This window comes from Bradyrhizobium sp. T-12, assembly GCF_058314695.1.
The window spans coordinates 628,859-647,319 of sequence record NZ_JBZFQJ010000002.1 but is presented as its reverse complement, the minus strand read 5'-3'; the positions used below and the strand labels follow the sequence as shown (position 1 = coordinate 647,319).

The window sequence follows — 18,461 nt, the reverse complement described above, 5'->3', positions numbered from 1 at the left end:
TTCGAGCTTGCCGCCACGCTGCGGTTGATTAGACCTGCCGGCTAGCATGAAATTGCAGGACGAGGACTGCGCCTCCTCTAATTTTTGGCTATGCGCGGTGATCGGAGCATTTCGTCCGCCGACCAATCGCCGGCCTCGATCAGGAGCGTCATTTCGCCAATATCCTGTACGCCAACGACGACGCGGTCGCCCGGTACAATTTCGGATACTCCTTCGGGAGTGCCGCTCATGATGATGTCGCCGGGATGAAGTGTATAATAGGCGGACGCGAACGCGATCAGCTTGGGAACCGACCATATGAGGTGTCGCGTATTCGATCGCTGCTTCTCCTTGCCGTTTATGCTCAGATAAAGGTCAAGAACCCCGGGATCGGGAATCTCATCTCGCGTAACCAACCAGGGTCCCAAGACGGAATAGGTGTCGATTGATTTCCGCAGGCTCCGCTCTTCGGGACCACGGACAACCGCGTCGACAGCAACGGCGTACCCAGCGACATACTGCAAGGCGTCTGCCTGCGGGATGTTGCGACCCCGTCGACCTATAACAACACCCAACTCGGCTTCGGGGTCGTGCCTTCGCGTCGGATCGCCCAGTCTGATCAGCGATCCCGGGCCCACTAGCGAACTATTGGCCTTCAAAAAAAGACCGGCTCTGTCGATCGTCTGAACCTCCGATCGGCCCTGCCGCAATTCTTGATTGTTCGTCCCCTCGTCGAGATGGAGCTGATAGTTGACAGGGGCAGCGATGATCTTAGACGGATTAGCGACGGGGCTATCAAGCCGAACCGAGCTCACGGGAATGCGTCGAGCGCGCCCGGCCAGCTCCTGTGCCTTGGCGATGACGCGGTCCAAATGCTCGATCATGATGTCGTGCTGCGGAAACGGCCACTTGAGGCTGGGCAGCACGTCCAGCGCCTCGGTAACGACGAGAATTTCGCCATCTCGCACGATACCAAGCTGATTTCCATCGAAACGACAGAGCCGCATATTATTCTCTCCTATCCAGATAGAGCGGTTAGGGCAGCCAAGCCGCCGGCTTATGCCCTAACCCTATGGCGTCGCCCCGACGTAAGTGTTGGAGTGGGCGTGGCGCCGAATCGCGCGAAAGAACTCGTCCGTCTCCGGCAGAAACTCGAACAGCGCAAAACTATGAATGCTATCGTCGAACAAGTGCAGTTCGGCATCTCCGCCCGCCGATTTAGCAGCAGCGACCAATGCACGAGCGTCGTCAGCGAGGGCTTCTCCACGCGCCGCAAAGACGCGCATCGGTGGTAGCCCGGCAAGATTTCCGCGAAGCGGCGAAATGGCGGGATCATCGGGCTCTCGGTCTTGGATGAACGCACCAGCCAAAGTCAGTAGTCGCCGCCGGGTCATCCAGGGCTCGGTTCGTCTATTGCCGTCGATACTGGCCGCCGTCAGCGTGAGATCGGCAAAGGGCGACAGGAGATAAAGGGCGGCGGGCCGAGTGACATTCTCGTGACGGAGCTTTGCGGCGAGACTTAAAGCAAGACCACCGCCCGAGCATTCGCCACTGACTGCAACTGGGTCTGCGCGCCGCGAAAGCCACGCAAAGGCCGCTCGCACATCCTCCTGCATTTGCATTGGCGTATGTTCCGGGACAAGTCGGAACTCGGGTACCAACGCCCAGCCACCGATCGCGCGCGCTAGACCAGCTGCAAGCAAAACCGAGCTCTTAGCCGAACCAAACACATATCCTCCCCCATGAAGATGAAGAACGGCAGGACCACTTTTCCCGCCGGGGGGAATGACGCATAACGCAGGCACCCCGTCGCAGTCGACGGTTTCTACCGACACATCCTCTGGCAACGCACATAGACTCGACATGAACCGCTCGTAAGCAGCCCGTTCGCTCATCCAGTCTTCATCTTCGAACTTGAGAGCATTCGACCAAAGATCGAACGCGCGGGCGGCGGCCGGCCGCGACGGCCGCACCAATGGACTGGCGTTAAACAGGTCGAATGGCTTGTTTGATTCGGCGACTTCATCATAGCCATAGAGCCACGCAAACCGCTCATACCCAGCTTGGTCGAGCTTCAGCATGCCCCGCCCCATCCGTCCGTAAGCCGCCTGACGCTCGGGTGCCTTTTCATGAAATGCCGTAAGATCGCCGCGACTTTGGTGAAGCAACCGAGTGGTCCGCGGCTTCCGCCGCGCTTGAAACTCGGAAAAAGCGGCTTCCAAGTTGCTCCCGCTCCGGTGCAAACAAGCCGCCAACGCCACCGAATCTTCGAGCGCCATCGCCGCACCGGAGCCGGATGTCGGCAGCACCGGGTGGGCCGCGTCGCCAATCAGAACTATTCGCCCGCGATGCCATTCTGGCAGGGGATAACGATAATTGATCGCCGTGATGAAAGCTTCGGTTACAGCCTCAGTGATCTCTCGGACGTCTTTGCAGGCGTCCTTAAATGAGGCGCGCAAATCCGCGACATCCCCAGCTGTGGCCCAGTCCTCACGATGGATCTCATCGGCAGGTACGTAGAAGGCTGCATAAAACTGTTTGCCGCGACGAATCGGATAGCAAACCACGTGGCGACCCGCACCGCTCCACACATTGGTATCCAATGTTAGCGCTTTGCTGAGAAGCGTCGTTGGTAGAACGGTCCGCCAGGCGAGGAGGCCCGTAGATATCGACTCGCTTTCTCCAAAAATTGCGCTTCGCACCTTGGAACGCAGGCCATCGGCTCCGATTAGGAGATCGCCAAGAACAGCCTCACCCCTCTCGAGAATGACGGTAACACTTCGATCATCTTGCTTCACATCGACAACAGAGCAGTTGAGCCGGATCTCCGTTCCGTCCAAATGTCTTGCAAGAGCGTCGATCAAATCGCGGCGATGCGTCTTGTAAAGCGGGGCGCCATACAGCTTGGCTCCCGCTTCGCCCAGTTGGGTGCGATTGCGTACCTCACCGCTCACCATATCATAAAATGTAATCGTCTCGGGCGGCTCATCCGAGCGCTTTATCTCCGCCGCAATGCCCAGCGATTCAAGAACGCGCATAGCATGAGGTCCAAGGACAACACCTGCTCCAACCTCGCTTAACTCCGCCGCTCGCTCGATGACGGTCACGTCGATGCCGTTACGACGCAAAGCAACCGCCGTAGCCAGTCCGGCCACTCCGGCTCCGACAATCAGGGCACGCATAGCCATCCTCCCGTAGTTGGACATCTGTGACCGATATCCTTTATTCGCAGGTTAAGCTCACCAGTCGTCGAACCGACCAGAGCGCTGCGGGTTAAGGCGAGCTTTCCGGGCTACTCACTGCCCGGTCAATCATCGACCTACGTCGCGCTGCCGCCTTGTCATTTTGGTAAACGTGTTTCCTATTCTGTCGTTTGTCAAGCAGCGCCCAGTCCTGGCGGCAAACCCCAAGCCAAACTCTTTCCGTCGCACAAGTATGCGGCGCAGTATTGTCCTATTCCGCTAGTCGCACCGATTGTAAGTTCCGGCGATACCCTCAAGCCCTGCGGCATGCATACGCCCGCCGCTACACAACTTTTGCTGACCTATGAAACAGCTGATCTCTCCTGTTCGGTGCAGCTTTCCACTATGCGGGGCCGTTCAAAGCGCACCGCCGCCACATAGCAGTGCGACGTGCACCAATCGATGCGACCCTGCTGCGAGCGAGGTTAAACAATAATGGCTGGCCGTCTGGCTGGACGTCACATTTTGATCTCGGGCGGCGGAAGCGGAATCGGCCATGCCACCGCCATGCGATGCGCCGAGGAAGGAGCGGTGGTGACTGTTGTCGGACGGCGGCTCGATTGCTTGAAAGAGGTCGCCAGGTTGACGCGAGGACACGCTATTGCGGCGGATCTTACCGACGAGGCGCAAGCATTTGCCGCGGTGAACGACGCCGCGGCCCTTATGGGCTGTCTCGATGGTATCATCAATTGCGTCGGCAATGCCGAGGCCGCTGTTCTAGAAGATATCGACTTAGCTCGTTGGGACGCGAGTCTTCGCACCAACCTTACGTCTCACTACCTGGTCTGCAGAGCAGCATTGCCACATCTTCGAAAGACTCGAGCAGCAGCCATCGTCAACGTGTCGGCACTGGCAGGTATACGACCCGGTGTAAGCAGCGCGGCGTACGGAGCCGCAAAGGCCGGCGTCATCCAATTTACCAAGACACTTGCTGCCCAGTTGGCGCCCGATATACGAGTGAACTGCGTCTGCCCGGGGGCCGTCGATACTGAGATGATGGACCGATTTTTGGCCGGAAAGTCAGCCTCGCAACAAGACGCTTTTCTGGCGAGGTACGCGCTGAGGCGGCTGGCAATTCCCCTAGAAATAGCAAATCTCTTGCTGTTCCTGGTCAGTTCGGAGGCTCAGTACATCACAGGCAGCAACTATGTCTGCGACGGAGGTCGGGCCTATCAGTGATAGGGAGGTCCTACCGAACGGAACTTGTCACCTGTCCAGTCGACACTGGATCATGACGGCTAGGCTAAGGCTGGCACGCTTGGATAAGGCGACCAGCCTAATTTGCAGATGAGATCGGGCCTAGACAGGCCCGCGATGGCTCGGTGTCGACAGAGCAGGCATGGCGCGCTGCCAAGCCCGCTCAGCCCTTTTGAAAGATCTGACAGTGCGAACCGCGGGTCGGACCGCTTGAACTAGGTCGGCAGCCGCGAATTCGCGGGGACGATCCGCGGCGGCCCCAGAGCGCCACGCTGGGTGCGCGGCTTCTTCACGAAGTCTGCAAACTCGGCATCGACGCCGTATGGCCAGCTGCGCTTGAGAGGGTCCTCCACTAACGTCGTCAGCCGACCGAGCCCCGTTATTTCCTGAACGATGGTATCGCCATGCTGCATCGGACCTAAACCCTGACGGTTGCAGCCTGTCGCGATTATATCGCCTGGGAAGAACGTATTGAACATCGAGGCCTTGTGAATGAGCGCCGGGATTCGATGGGCCATGTCACTTGTGTGGTAGTCCTGCCGTAGCTCGCCGTTGGCCCAAAGCCGGACCTGCAGATCGTGAGGGTCCCGCACTTCATCCTTTGTCACGACCAAGGGACCAAGAGGCGCAAACGTATCCCAATTCTTTTGCGTGAAAAATGACATCTGACCGTTCGACAATATGCCGCGTGCGGACCCGTCTTGAACGATCGTGTATCCAAAAACATAATCCAACGCTTCGCTCTCCGAGACGTCCTTGCAGGTCTTGCCTATGACCACGCCTAGTTCCAATTCGTGATGGACGATGGTCACTTCGACCTTAGGAAGAATCATTGTGTCGCCATCGCCAATGATCGCAGATGGCGATTTGTGAAAGAACTCAAGATCGCTGATATTGCCTTCGATCCCCTCTTTATAGTTCGCTGCGGCGCACAGAATTTTAGATGGTCGCGGCAGCGGCGCTCTCAGCCGCACTTCGGAGACTGGGCGGCCCTTCGTGCGCGACACGTAATCCTCCAAGAGCGGCCGGTAGGTCGCCCAGTTAGTCATCAGACCTTCCATCAGGTATTGAGGCCCGCATTTCGCGAGCGCGGAAACCGGCTTTGTGATGTCGACAATTTCATTCTCTTTGATTGCCCCGGGTATGAACTCGTTGAACAAAGCTAGTTTCATCGAAGTACTCCTCGCATCCCGCTGAAAGCCGCCGCCTAAGGTGCATAAACCAAGGCGCATCCGACGCTGCACGTCGCGACCGACGCAATGTCACTAGGCGTCAAACCCACCAATCAAAATAGTATGGAATTTTGCAAGCGCTGGAACAGCGCAATTTTTTACTCGAATTGCACAGCGAAGCACCGAATACTCTGATGTAAAGCATGGCAGGTCGGGGCTTGCATGACGGTAAGGAGAGCGGCCTCGGAAAGGCGACCGGACCGTAGCTCGCGGCCAAGTCTCTGACGGGAGGGGAGTGAAGGAGCGAGCCCGCCACCTGCGCTCGGCTTCACCTCGTCTGCGGCCATTGGCTTCCATGACCGAATGTGGACGCTGCGGCGCGGCGTGTCGAGCGGCAAGCCAATGATTGGACTTCCACAACATTCGTCCAACTGCTGGCTCTTGCGAGACCAATGCTCCTAAGTTGGCGGCTCGGCTAGGCCGCCCAGGCGCCGCGAAGCTGCTTGCGCGGCGGCGCGGAGCTTCTTTTGAAGTGCAGGTTCGCTATTGATGGACGAACCATGGACTGACCCAAAAAACGTGAGGGCCATTGGCACACGGCCGCGATGATCGAAAATCGGCGCTGCTGTGGTTTCCAATCCTAGTCTGATGACTGTGGGAAATACGGGGTCGAGCAGACCATTGCGTTGCTGCGATGGAACCGATGCTGAGAGACCGAACTCGCGAACCGCCGCACACATGCGCGTCACGTCCTGGCGCCGAATCTGCTGTTCGGGGTTCTCGCGATTCCACACGGCAAGCTCTTGCTTCACCAGCGGGGCAATTTCCCCTCCCTCGCGATAGGCCATGAGCACGCGCCCGGTTGCCGACCATAAGAGCGGGAGCACGCGGCCTTCGTCGATCCGGAAATGATAGCCCAAGCGTCCGGATTGCCAACGCACCACCGTCGGACCAAATGAGCCCCAAACGGAGAGATGTCCGTCAAAGCCGGTCTCCTCACTGAAGGCGACGAGCGCATCCACGCCGATCCGAATGTGATCCAATTGACCGAGGGCAACCAATCCTAATTCGACAACGGCTTGCCCCAAAGCGTAATGGCCTGATCTGACGTCCTGCTCCATAAAGCCCGCCGCGAGCAGGCTTGACAAATACCTATGAGCCCGGCTCGGGCTGAGTCCGCTGACGGTGGCAACATCCTTAAGCGGAAGCGGCCGGCGCTCCTTCGCGATCGCCTGTAGCATTGATAGACCAACGAGCATGGCACGGATGCCGTTGCCGGCCTCTTCCCCGTCCTCCCGTTCACGCAGCGGCATTCCCTTTGACCGGAGCCTGCCGCCAGCTGGAAGGCCCTTAGCTTTTTTCGGATCCGAGCGGAGGTTCTTTTTTCGGGCCATGTCTTTGATAGCGGTGGCTGCGCCGTGGTTCGGATCAAGATCGTTATTCGGTTCCGTGCCGTGCTTCAAGCGGCGGTCGGTTGAGACTTGGGGAGCGAGTGGCTAAAAGCCCGAGAGAAACTAACCGGCCGCTGGGCTGTTTCAAGCGCCAGGCACAACTGGGCAGCCTATCAAGATTACTGCCGGCTGAATGGCCGTGTGAGAGCGCAAACTTTGGTAGCTCCTCTGCTGGAGTAGCCGATCTGGAAGCGCAAAAGAGCCGATGTCGCCCTGCGCGGTGGCAGGTTTTGCTAGGCTACGTCGGATCAACAAACCGGACCGATGATCGTGACAGCGACGATATCGCGGGCCGTGCCGAGCCTGGAAGGACACGAACCGACGTCACGAACGTCGCACGTAGAAGGCGCCCCAGCCAAGGCCGAGCGTCACGGCTATGGCCGAGCCCAACAACACGCCCAATTTTGCTGCCCTTAAAAAACCTTCACTGGAGAAGGCCAGCATCGAGATGAAGATGGACATGGTGAAGCCGATGCCCGCTAGCAGTCCGACGAGAAAGACGCCGCCCCAAGAAACCCCGGGAGCAAGGCAGCAGAACCCCGATCGTACGGCGATCCAGGCCGCTCCGAAAATGCCAAGCGGCTTTCCCACTATCAAAGCAAGTGCGGTGCCCATCGTCACCAGCAGGCCGGCAGCGGGTAGATCCGCGCCCTTTATGCTGACCCCCGAATTCGCCAGCGCAAACATTGGCATCACTCCGTAAGCTACCCACGGATGAAGTACCATCTGCACGCGCGACGCGGGCGGCAAAATCTCACGGTGAGCTATGCGAAGGTCGCGCAACGGCTGCTGCAACAAATGCAGATCTCCTGTTTTCATCGCATCGCCAGTTTTCAACTGTCCGAGCGCTTGCGACGCCACCTCCAGCGGAGGTTCTCGCATCGCTATGGGGCGAGCCGGAGTCATCAACCCGAGCACCACTCCAGCAAGTGTTGGGTGGACCCCGGCAACGAACAATCCGACCCAAACCAACAAACCTGGCACCACATATGGCGATGCCGCACCGATCCCCATCCGCTGGAATCCCAAGACCCCGAGAACGCCAACGGCTGCGATAGCAAGGCCGCCTAATTGCAGAGTTTCGGTGTAAAAGACGGCGATGATCAAAATCGCAATGATGTCGTCGATGATCGCTAGAGCGAGTAGGAACACTCGCACATTGACCGGGATTCTTCGTCCAAGCAGGGCGAGGACGCCAACAGCAAAGGCGATGTCCGTCGCGGTCGGCACGGCCCAGCCGTGTCCCCGAGCAGCATCATTGTTGAGGCTTAGATAGATAAGCGCGGGAACGAGGACGCCACCGGCCGAAGCAATCAGCGGCAGAACGGCCTGGTCAAAGCGGCTCAGTGCGCCCTCATGAACCTCCCGCCGAATCTCCATGCCCACAACAAGGAAGAAGACGGTCATCAATGCGTCATTCACCCAGAAATGCAGCGACTGGGAAAAGACGTACTCACCAAGGCCAATGGTGACAGGGAGAGTCCAAAAGAGGTGGTAACTCGGGGCCGCGGTCGAATTCGCCCAGATCAAGGCCGCGGCTGCTGCAACGAGAAGCACCGCGCCGCTTACTGCCTCAATATGCAGAAATCGGTTAAGTGTGTTCGCAGCCTGTTCTGCCAATCGCTGAGCTGTCGGAAGATCGCCGAATTTAGGATCGTGGTTCATAGGCGCAGATCGTCCGCGTGGCGGCCCGACCATCGCGTTACCTGACGCCGCCCCAATGCAGCGAACACCCATGCGTCCCTATACAGGGTAATGGTGGCAATTCAACGTCGGGACGAGACCCTGGAACAAGGGCCAGCGGCAGATGGCTGTAAACTGCCGAGGGTCTTCATTTTGACTGTGCTCTAGATGCCTTGGCTGGCTCAGTGGCGCGCGACAATTCGCCGGCCAATTTTCGATAGGCTTCCATAGCCGTCAGCTTCAGGTCGCGCGAGAGTCGAATGGCAGATAGCAGGCAGAATTGGCGATGATTGCTCTGTGCCGGCTCCGGCAAACGGAAACGATCAACAAAATCGACCAAGTGTAGGTTGATGGCCGCTATCTCTCCTTCAACGAGCTCGATTTGCCGGTTGAGCACGGCCACAGCTTCACTGGGCGGAAGCAACCGCAATGCCGCCATCTTTACGCTGAACTCGTCCCGGACAGGCACATGGGTCGGACCTTTTCTCGCCCACTCCTTGAGAGCTTCGAGGCCGCGCTCCGTAACCTCGTAGACCTTCTTGTCCGGTTTGCTTTCCTGCGCAATGTCCTCGAACGTGACATAGCCGTGTTCCGCTAGCAGCTGCAGCGTCGGATAGACTTGGCTGTGCTTGGCCTCCCACATGTAATTGCGCGGGGGGCCCATCAATTGAGTCAGCTCATAACCGGTATGAGGATGGTGGGCCAAGCTCGTCAGAATGACATAACCAAGCGTCGGAATTGCTGGAGGAGTTGCCGCAGGGGCCTTCCGTTTTACGGTCGTCTTCTTCTTCGCCATCGCTAGTTCCAAGCTCGCCTAATCTCCAAGCACAATCACGCTCTTACGGAGCATTCAGTGACCTTGCCCTGACCCTGCATAGTCTGGAGGGCGAGCTTTTACCATCGGCAACATTTGACATATGCACATTCGCCTGTTACTCACATATGTAATATATGACATATGGAGGAAATCGATGCTTCCCGGCGTCGAATGCCCACTAAGCCCCGTTGCGCAGCCGGCGTTCGGGTTATTGCGAGGGCCTCTGAAGAATGAGTGGCATGCCCGCAGAGGGACGTTCCGGAGAGCAGCGCGCCCGGCCAATTCTCAAAAATGCAGGGCAGGGGCATGCCTCTTGGAAAGCCTCGGTCGCTGCCGAAACACCACCTCTAGCGCCGCAGCCCATTGACCGGTGCGGCCAGACGGTCTCCGGCGAGCAGTTCAATTCAGGAGGAATGTCCGTGGAAACGATCGATACGCCCGTCTTGATAGTCGGCGGAGGGCCGGTCGGCTTGTCGCTTGCAATCGATCTCGGTTGGCGCGGTGTCGAAGCGCTGCTCATAGAGCAGGAGCGGCCGACGGCCCGGATGGTTCATCCTCGCATGGACAATGTCGGCATTCGCACTATGGAATTCTGCCGACGCTGGGGAATTGTCGAGGCCATCGAAATGGCCGGGTTTCCTCGCGATCTGCCGGTCAGCATCGTCTATGCGACGGGGGTCCTCGGCCACGAACTGGCGCGCGATGTCTACCCTGATAAAGCGCACGCGGTCCCGCCACCGTTTAGCCCGCAAAAGCACGAGCTATGCCCTCAAAATTTTTTCGACCCCGTACTCCAGAACGCAGCTTCGAGCTACTCGACCAACCAGTTGCTGTATCAGCACCGCCTAGAGGAATTCGAGGACAAGGGCGACCACGTCATCGCTCACGTGCGCCCGCTGCTTGGTGGCGAACCACTATGCGTGCGTGCGCAGTACCTTGCCGCCTGCGATGGGGCAAGCAGCACAGTCGCACAGCGACTCTCGCTTGGTCCGACAAACAGCAAGGTATTGAGTTGTAGCACGAACATCTTCGTTCGGTGTCCGGCTCTGGCGCAGAAGACGCTCGCCCAACGGGCGTATCGGTACGTGTTAGTCGGGCCTGAGGGGGTTTGGGGAAGCTTCGTCAATATAGACGGGCGCGATACCTGGCGGCTTCAACTGCTCGGCGACGAGACCTGGCCCAATTGGAGCGAGGCGCAGATCAACACTTTTGTGCGACGAGGAATCGGAGCCGATGTTGACTACGAGGTGCTCTCTTGGTTGCCGTGGTCCCGTCGTGAGATCACTGCGCCGAAGTTCAGCTCCGGGCGCTGCTTCCTCGTCGGCGATTCGGCCCATCAGCTCTCTCCGACCGGCGGATACGGCATGAATACGGGCATTGCCGAGGCGGTTGATCTGTCATGGAAGATCGCAGCTGTGTTGGAGGGGTGGGGCGGCCCCACACTCCTGGAAAGCTACGACACAGAGCGGCGCCCGATCGCCATGCGCAACGTGTCGCAGGCGTCCGCGAACCTAGCCGCGATGCGCTCGGTTCCTCCAGAGCCGATGCTGCTCGACCAAGGCCCTGCGGGCGAGACGGCGCGGCGCGCAACAGGAGCCTATACCCAGCAGGCCATGCAGCGGGAATGGAGGTCGTTCGGAATTCATCTTGGGGCGGTCTATCGCAATTCGCCGATCGTCGTCGCTGAATCGTTCGAACGAGCCGAGCCCGATGTCGCGAACTTCGTGCAAGTAGCCGAGGCCGGCGGCCGCGCACCTCATGTTTGGCTCTCGCCGGGCCACTCCACGTTAGACTTATTCGGTCGTGGGTTCGTGCTGCTGGAGTTCGCATCGGAGGTGGGTGCTGCTGTGGGCGGTCTGACCCGTGCGGCGCACGCGGTTGGGCTGCCAATCCGTCATCAGCTCATCCCGGAGCCAAACACCATCGCCGTCTACGGGCGCCGCTACGCTTTGGTCCGCCCGGACGGACACATCAGCTGGATTGGGGACGCTATTCCTGAAGAGCCGGCGCGGCTCATTGATCGCATCCGCGGCGCGGGCGGCGTGCAGGGCACGTCGGCATTAAGAACGCTTCCCTTGAGCATGGGCAGCGTGGCCTCATGAGTCTGACCGGCAAAACCCTGTTCATTACCGGCGCAAGCCGAGGCATTGGGCTCGCCATTGCGCTGCGAGCCGCGCAAGACGGCGCCAACGTTGCAATTGCAGCCAAGACTGTCGAGGCGCACCGGCATCTTCCCGGCACGATCTATTCTGCCGCCGAAGCCATCGAGCGAGCTGGGGGCAGGGCGTTGCCGCTGGCCGTCGACGTCCGTGATGAATCCTCCGTCGAGGCCGGCGTTGCCCAAGCGGCAAAGACGTTCGGCGGCATCGACATTTGCATCAATAATGCATCAGCGATCCATCTGGCCGGCACCCTACAAACGGATATCCGGCGCTTCGACTTGATGGCTCAAGTCAACGCACGCGGGACCTTCATCACTACCAAGGCATGCCTTCCGCACCTGATGAAGGCAGCTAATCCGCATGTCTTGATGATATCTCCGCCGCTTGACATGACGCCCAAGTGGTTCGCGCCGCACACCGCCTACACCATGGCGAAGTTCGGCATGAGCATGTGCGTGCTCGGCATGAGCGCGGAATTTGCCGATCGCGGTATTGCTGTCAATGCTCTCTGGCCCCGAACCGCCATTGCGACGGCTGCCATCCAATTTGCATTGCTCGGAGAGAACGGAATGCGTCATTGCCGCAAGCCGGAGAGCATGGCCGACGCAGCCCATGCCATCCTCTCAAAGCCTGCGCGCGCCTTCACGGGCAACTTTCTGATTGACGACACGGTGCTCTATGACGAGGGGGTGCGCGAGTTTACGCATTATAGCGTGGATCCGGCGCTGCCTTTGATGGGAGACATGTTCGTTCCGGGCGACTTGCCGGCCCCACCCGGCGTGCAGATCAGCTCCGCTATCGATACCGCACGGAGCTAATGCCGGCGTGCCGGAAAGTCTTTTGCGCCAGCGCATCCAATGGAGTTGCGAATGAGTAATTCCTCTATCTCGCTCGATGATCGTTATTCCAAGCGCGGCGGAACAGTTCTCCTCGGCGGAGTGCAGGCGCTCGTCCGCCTGATGCTATTACAGGCCGAGCGAGATCGGATGAATGGCTTGTCGAGCGCGGGTTTCGTCAGCGGTTATCGGGGTTCACCCCTTGGTACGCTCGATGCCGCGTTTGCCTCTGCGAAGCGGCTAACGAGCGACCAAAAGATTGTGGTGCAGCCGGCGGTCAATGAAGAACTCGCGGCCACCGCCGTGGCCGGTACGCAGCAGATCCATCAATCACCCGGCGCCCGGGTCGATGGTGTTTTTGCGTTGTGGTACGGCAAGGGCCCTGGACTGGATCGCGCGGCGGACGCGATTAGGCACGGCAACTCGCAAGGTTCTTCGCCGAACGGCGGGGTGGTCGTCGCCGTGGGTGACGATCATCTGGCAAAATCCTCAACGGTCGCCTGCTACAGCGACGAGACTGTCGCCAGTCTCCTCCTCCCGCTGCTCTACCCGGCTGATCCCGGCGAGATCGTCAGCTATGGACTCCACGGCTTTGCCATGTCGCGGCTGACGGGATCTTGGGTTGCGCTAAAAGTGCTGACGGAAGTGGCCGACAGTACACGCACCGTGCCGGCCGCAGAATTAGGTAATTTGCCCGTTCGGCCCGACGTCACTGTGCCGGACATTGGCCTGCATAACCGCTGGCCTGACTTGCCGCTCGATCAGGAACGGCGGCAGCATGAATTCCGTTTGCCGGCTGCGCTTGCTTATGTCCGGGCAAACGGTCTCGATCGCGTCGCGGTGAGGCCTAAGGACGCGCGGGTCGGTTTCGTCGCGGCCGGCAAATCTTGGAATGATTTGCGCGAAGCACTCGACCTGCTGGGCCTTCACGATTCACGGCTGATCGAGCTCGGGCTGGCTCTCTACAAGCCGGCGATGATCTGGCCGCTAGAGCCTCAGGGCCTCACAGCCTTTGCCGAAGGCCTGCAGGAGCTCGTCATCGTGGAGGAGAAGGCGCCGCTGATCGAGCGCCAAGTAAAGTCTATACTCTACGGCCGGTCACAGGCTCCCTCGGTTTGGGGCAAATGTGGACCGGAGCAACACCCGATGTTTTCTGCAACGGGCGATCTAACGCCCGAGCAGATTGCTGTCCAGATCGCGGCGGTCATCGCAAGGATATCCGGTGATCAGGTCGTAGCAGCACGAGGCGAACGCTTGCGCCGGCACACGAACCAACGCGGATTTGCAGATGTGCCCGCATCCCGGCGTCCATTCTTCTGTTCCGGGTGTCCGCATAACCGGTCGACAGCCGTGCCAGATGGCAGTCGAGCTCTCGCTGGGATTGGCTGCCACGGTTTAGCCGCGCGCAATCGCCCTGACACGTTCAGCTATTCCCAGATGGGCGGCGAGGGAATCCACTGGCTCGGCCTCGCTCCGTTCACCGACGAATCGCATGTGTTTTCGAATATGGGCGATGGCACGTATTTCCATTCAGGCCTGCTCGCAATCCGCCAGGCGGTCTCTGCTAAGCTGAACATCACCTACAAGCTGCTCTACAACAGTGCTGTCGCGATGACAGGCGGTCAAGCAGTCGATGGCGACCTTTCCCTCGAGCGGCTTCTGCGCCAGCTCCGGGCCGAGGGCGTCAGCACAATAATTTTGGTCACCGATGATCTGGCGTCCTATCGTGAGCATGCCGAGGTCCACTCCCTGGCGGGAGAGGTGGTGGATCGCGACGAACTTGATGCCGTACAGCTCAAATTGCGAGCCCAACCGGGTGTAAGCATCATCGTATATGACCAGATGTGTGCTACCGAGCGCCGGCGGAAACGCAAACGTGGCCAACTGAAGGAAACCAGCCGCCGCGTCTTCATCAATCAGCTGGTCTGCGAAGGCTGCGGCGATTGCTCGATCAAGTCAAACTGCCTATCCGTGGAGCCGGTCGACACTCCACTAGGTACGAAGCGAAGAATCAATCAATCGAGCTGCAACACCGATCTCAGTTGCATTCGAGGCTTCTGTCCCAGTTTCGTAACTGTCGAGGGTGCCCGTGTGAACCGCGGGCCAAAACCGCAGCTTACGATCGACCAACCATTGCTGCCCCTGGTGAGCGCTGCGCCGCCGCAACACAGCCGCATTCTTCTTGCCGGCGTAGGTGGGACCGGAATCGTGACGACGAGCGCGGTGCTGGCAATGGCCGGACACCTGGCAGGTCGAGGGGCCGCGGTGCTGGACCAGATCGGAATGGCTCAGAAGGGCGGGGCGGTTACAAGTCACGTTCATCTTGGCGGCCCCATTCATGCTTTGCGGATTCCAGCGGAGCACTGTGACCTTCTCCTGGCTTGCGACCAGATCGTCGGCAATGCATCGGACGTGATGGCATCTCTCAACCGAGGGCGGAGCCGCGTCCTCGCCAATGCTGACGTGTCCATCACTGGAGATTTCGTCACTAATCGTCAGGCCGTCGTGAATTCGAGTTTGCTGACGAGACGGCTGAGCACACAAGTTGAACCGGAACATTTCGCGGTGTTTCCCTTCACGGCTTTGGCACAATCTTTGTTCGGCGATTCGATCGCCGCCAATTTCATGATGATCGGGTGCGCTTATCAGAAAGGCTGGCTTGGCCTTAACCTTGAGGACCTCCACCAGGCGATCGAACTCAATGGCGCCGCCAAGGAGGCAAATCTCGCTGCGCTTGAGTGGGGGCGTCGGTTAGCTTCCGACCCTCAATTCGTCTTTGTTGCAGCAGGCCTGGCCGAAAAGACTGAGCAGCGCACCCCTGAGGCGGAGATCCAAGATCTTACGACATTTCTTCGCAACTATCAGAGCAATGACTACAGCCAGCGTTTCCTTGATGTCATCAACCACATCCGTGAGGCGGAGACTAAGGTTCATACTGGCCATTCGCTAACGCTGGCTGCTGCGCGATCCCTGTTCAAGCTGATGGCCTACAAGGATGAGTACGAGGTTGCCAGACTCTATACGAGCGGAGAGTTCGAGCGGGCAGTCCGATCTCAGTTTGATAGCTTCGCAAAGCTGTCAATCTATCTTGCACCGCCTTTTCTGTCTCGCCGCGACAAGACAACGGGAGAGCCGCGCAAGATCCGGTTCGGAGCTTGGATCTTGCCCGTCTTCAGAATCTTGGCGGCCTTGAAGATCTTGCGCGGAACACCCTTCGACGTCTTCGGAAGGAGCGCCGAGCGCCGCACCGAGCGTGCTCTGATCGCCGAATTCATCGATGCCTTGAACCGCTTACCCCGTCGATTGTCAGCGGCATCGCTTCCACAGGCTGTCGCCATTGCTGAGCTACCGCTCGAGGTGCGTGGCTTCGGCCACGTGAAGCAAAAGGCGATCGAATTGTTCCGGCGGCGCCTTGGGGAGGCGCTCGCAGGTTACGAAAATGCGGCGCCTCACTTGGACGCTAGCGCGCGCACTACGCTAAAGGCATGAAAACCGAGGTGACAAATGACGAAGCGTTTCCCTGACGATCCGATTTATCATGGCTTCGACGCTCCTGGCCGTGTAGAGGCACACGTGTTCGATCTTGACGTTGAAGGACGCATTCCAACCGATCTCGACGGCACCTTTTTCGTGTAGCTCCCGAACCACAATGGCCGCCGAGCTTGGCCGTGACATCTTTTTTAACGGCGATGGCATGGTTGGCGCCTTCCGTTTCAAGGATGGTCATGTCGACTTTACGTCGAAATATGTCCTGACCGACAAGTTCGTTGCGGAGCGGGCGGCGCGCCGCGCCCTCTACGGCGCCTACCGCAATCCGTTCACTGACGATCCATCGGTTGCCGGTACTATCCGAAGCACGGCCAATACCAACGTCGTCGTTCACCATGGGCTGTTGCTCGCGCTGAAGGAGGACGGACCGCCGGTCGCGATGCGGCCAGATACGCTTGAAACGATCGGTAACTACCGTTTTGACGGAAAGATGACCAGTCAGACATTTACGGCTCACCCCAAGATCGATCCGACCAATGGCGAGCTGATTGGCTTTGGTTATGCCGCCAAGGGTGTGACGACCACCGATATCGCCTATTACGTCATCGATCGCGGCGGACACGTGGTGCATGAAGCTTGGTTTAATGCGCCGCGGGCAGCGATGATACACGACTTCGCCGTGACGGAAAACTATGTCGTCTTTCCCGTGAGCTCGCTGACGTCGGACATCGAACGCCTGAAGCAGGGCGAACCGGCCTTTGCCTGGCAGCCGAATGTGGACCAAATCTATGGGGTTCTGCCCCGCCGCGGCAGCGGAAAAGATATTCGTTGGTTTACAGTGCCGACGAACGGCTTCCAGGGCCACACCATCAATGCATGGGACGAAGGACACAAAGTCTATCTCGACCTGCCCGTCGTCAATGACAACGTGTTCTGGTTCTTCCCAGAATATAGTGGGCACGTGCCTGATCCCCGGTCCCTGCGTCAAGCCATGACGAGATGGACATTTGATCTATCTAGCAACAGCCCCGTTCCTCAGGCCGAGATCTTTACCCAAACGATGGGCGAGTTCCCCCATGTGGACGAGCGTTACGCCACGCGGCCCTATCGTCATGCCTTTCTCGCCCTTATCGACCCCTTCGCTCCGTATGACGCGGATCGCTGTGGCCCGCCCTCGGTCAACGCTTTCCTCAACGGCCTCGCTCACCTGGATATAGCGACCGGAAAGAGCGAGCGCTGGCTACCCGGTCCCACCTCGTCTGTCCAAGAACCGGTGTTTGCTCCCCGATCCCCTAATGCGCCGGAGGGAGACGGCTACGTCATTGCGCTCGTCAACAGGCTCGACGAAAGGCGGAGCGGCCTCGTCATCTTGGACACTCAACATTTTGCAGATGGCCCGGTCGCAGTCGCTCACTTACCGCTGCGGCTACGCAACGGCTTGCACGGCAACTCGGTGCCTTCAAGCGAGCTCACTGCACCAAACTGACACGGCTCCACTACGGACAGCAACCAGCTGACCTCAGCCACAGGCAACCACAAGAGGATGTAACATCTCTTGTGGTGACCTGCCTGTGGCTGATTTCGCTCGTGAGGCGACCGTCGCGCCAGGGACGGCGATCTTGGACGGCCTTGCATGTTGCCGCTTCAGCATGACGGGCGTTTGATCATTCACGAACAAGCGCCCGCGCTCAACTCCAGACAAATGCTGCATGGCGCCATATGTAATAGTTGACATATCGTCGAGCCCTGATAACCTAGAACTATAAGTCAAAAGTGTCATATGAGGAATCTGTCCCCATGAGCGTCCAATCGCTACCCGCCGACCTGCACAAGGCAACCTCCGCGCTGCCTTCGCCGCGCGTTTCGGAGATCGTTCTGCAAACTGCACAGTACGAGCTGATGCGCGACTGGTACTCATCTGTGCTGGGATTGAGCTGGAGCATCACAAATCCTGGCGGTGCCCCGGAAAACCGGCGCCGTTTCGCCGGCTCGCCCAAACAGACCCGAGCTAGCGACGTGCGATCCTGTTTCATGTTCTTGGACCGCTCGCCGGTTCATGGGCAGGTCCTGGCGCTATTCGAGCTGCCAGAGCTATCCGACTCGCCCAGCCGCGATCCCGGCTTGAATCACTTTCAATTTCGTCACGCAAATCTGGCGGCGCTGCTGGATCGCGTGGAATTGTTGCTCGGCGCTGGTCTGCAAGCCCACCGCGCTTCCAACCACGGTCCAGTGACAAGCTATTATTTCTCAGATCCAGACCAGAACGTCGTTGAGCTTTGCTGCAACAATTTTGACGACGCCGAGAAACTCAAGGCCTTCATCGACTCTGACGCTTTCAAGAACAATCCCTCTGGCATTGATGTCGACCCGAAGGATTTCTTGGCGCGCTTCCGCGCCGGCGAGCCATTAGACCAGCTGCTTAAGATCTGAGGG

13 protein-coding genes are annotated in these 18,461 nt (G+C 58.9%); 7 read left to right on the top strand and 6 right to left on the bottom strand.

Annotated features, from left to right (window positions below; translation table 11 throughout):
• Nucleotides 1-77 precede the first annotated feature (77 nt).
• Both AC0WRY_RS37350 and AC0WRY_RS37345 read right to left on the bottom strand, forming a co-directional pair.
• On the bottom strand, nucleotides 78-986 hold the full coding sequence (locus AC0WRY_RS37350) for a fumarylacetoacetate hydrolase family protein (RefSeq protein WP_128929992.1): 909 nt from the start codon (nucleotides 984-986) through the stop codon (nucleotides 78-80).
• A 63-nt stretch (nucleotides 987-1,049) separates the two neighbouring features.
• A complete protein-coding gene (locus tag AC0WRY_RS37345) occupies nucleotides 1,050-3,161 on the bottom strand; it encodes an FAD-dependent monooxygenase (protein WP_164933583.1) in 2,112 nt (703 codons plus the stop codon).
• Between the two features lie 495 nt (nucleotides 3,162-3,656).
• Between AC0WRY_RS37345 and AC0WRY_RS37340 the strand changes: the two genes are divergently transcribed.
• Nucleotides 3,657-4,400 (top strand): SDR family NAD(P)-dependent oxidoreductase, encoded by a 744-nt coding sequence (locus tag AC0WRY_RS37340; RefSeq protein WP_128929994.1) that lies wholly within the window; start codon nucleotides 3,657-3,659, stop codon nucleotides 4,398-4,400.
• Between the two features lie 233 nt (nucleotides 4,401-4,633).
• Here the strand turns inward: AC0WRY_RS37340 and AC0WRY_RS37335 are convergent, their stop codons facing one another.
• From AC0WRY_RS37335 to AC0WRY_RS37320, 4 genes are all read right to left on the bottom strand, one after another.
• Nucleotides 4,634-5,590, bottom strand: a complete 957-nt coding sequence (locus AC0WRY_RS37335) for a fumarylacetoacetate hydrolase family protein (RefSeq protein ID WP_164933584.1) — start codon at nucleotides 5,588-5,590, stop codon at nucleotides 4,634-4,636.
• A 458-nt stretch (nucleotides 5,591-6,048) separates the two neighbouring features.
• On the bottom strand, nucleotides 6,049-7,053 hold the full coding sequence (locus AC0WRY_RS37330; RefSeq protein WP_128929996.1) for an IclR family transcriptional regulator: 1,005 nt from the start codon (nucleotides 7,051-7,053) through the stop codon (nucleotides 6,049-6,051).
• A gap of 312 nt (nucleotides 7,054-7,365) precedes the next feature.
• Entirely contained in the window at nucleotides 7,366-8,706 is a 1,341-nt protein-coding gene (gene nhaA / locus AC0WRY_RS37325) for a Na+/H+ antiporter NhaA (protein ID WP_128929997.1), read from the bottom strand.
• 166 nt (nucleotides 8,707-8,872) lie between these two features.
• Nucleotides 8,873-9,520, bottom strand: a complete 648-nt coding sequence (locus AC0WRY_RS37320; RefSeq protein WP_128929998.1) for a PadR family transcriptional regulator — start codon at nucleotides 9,518-9,520, stop codon at nucleotides 8,873-8,875.
• Between the two features lie 440 nt (nucleotides 9,521-9,960).
• Here AC0WRY_RS37320 and AC0WRY_RS37315 point away from each other — a divergent pair, with 440 nt between their 5' ends.
• From AC0WRY_RS37315 to AC0WRY_RS37290, 6 genes are all read left to right on the top strand, one after another.
• Entirely contained in the window at nucleotides 9,961-11,643 is a 1,683-nt protein-coding gene (locus AC0WRY_RS37315; RefSeq protein ID WP_164933585.1) for an FAD-dependent oxidoreductase, read from the top strand.
• A complete protein-coding gene (locus tag AC0WRY_RS37310; protein ID WP_128930000.1) occupies nucleotides 11,640-12,521 on the top strand; it encodes an SDR family oxidoreductase in 882 nt (293 codons plus the stop codon). Before AC0WRY_RS37315 ends, AC0WRY_RS37310 begins: the two co-directional genes overlap by 4 nt.
• A 51-nt stretch (nucleotides 12,522-12,572) precedes the next feature.
• A complete protein-coding gene (locus AC0WRY_RS37305) occupies nucleotides 12,573-16,028 on the top strand; it encodes an indolepyruvate ferredoxin oxidoreductase family protein (RefSeq protein ID WP_164933586.1) in 3,456 nt (1,151 codons plus the stop codon).
• Nucleotides 16,029-16,043: 15 nt separating this feature from the next.
• Complete coding sequence (locus tag AC0WRY_RS37300) at nucleotides 16,044-16,175, top strand: hypothetical protein (protein ID WP_276575769.1); 132 nt, start codon at nucleotides 16,044-16,046, stop codon at nucleotides 16,173-16,175.
• Nucleotides 16,176-16,188: 13 nt separating this feature from the next.
• Entirely contained in the window at nucleotides 16,189-17,514 is a 1,326-nt protein-coding gene (locus tag AC0WRY_RS37295; RefSeq protein ID WP_206733113.1) for a carotenoid oxygenase family protein, read from the top strand.
• Nucleotides 17,515-17,825: 311 nt separating this feature from the next.
• Entirely contained in the window at nucleotides 17,826-18,458 is a 633-nt protein-coding gene (locus tag AC0WRY_RS37290; RefSeq protein ID WP_128930002.1) for a VOC family protein, read from the top strand.
• Nucleotides 18,459-18,461: the final 3 nt, after the last annotated feature.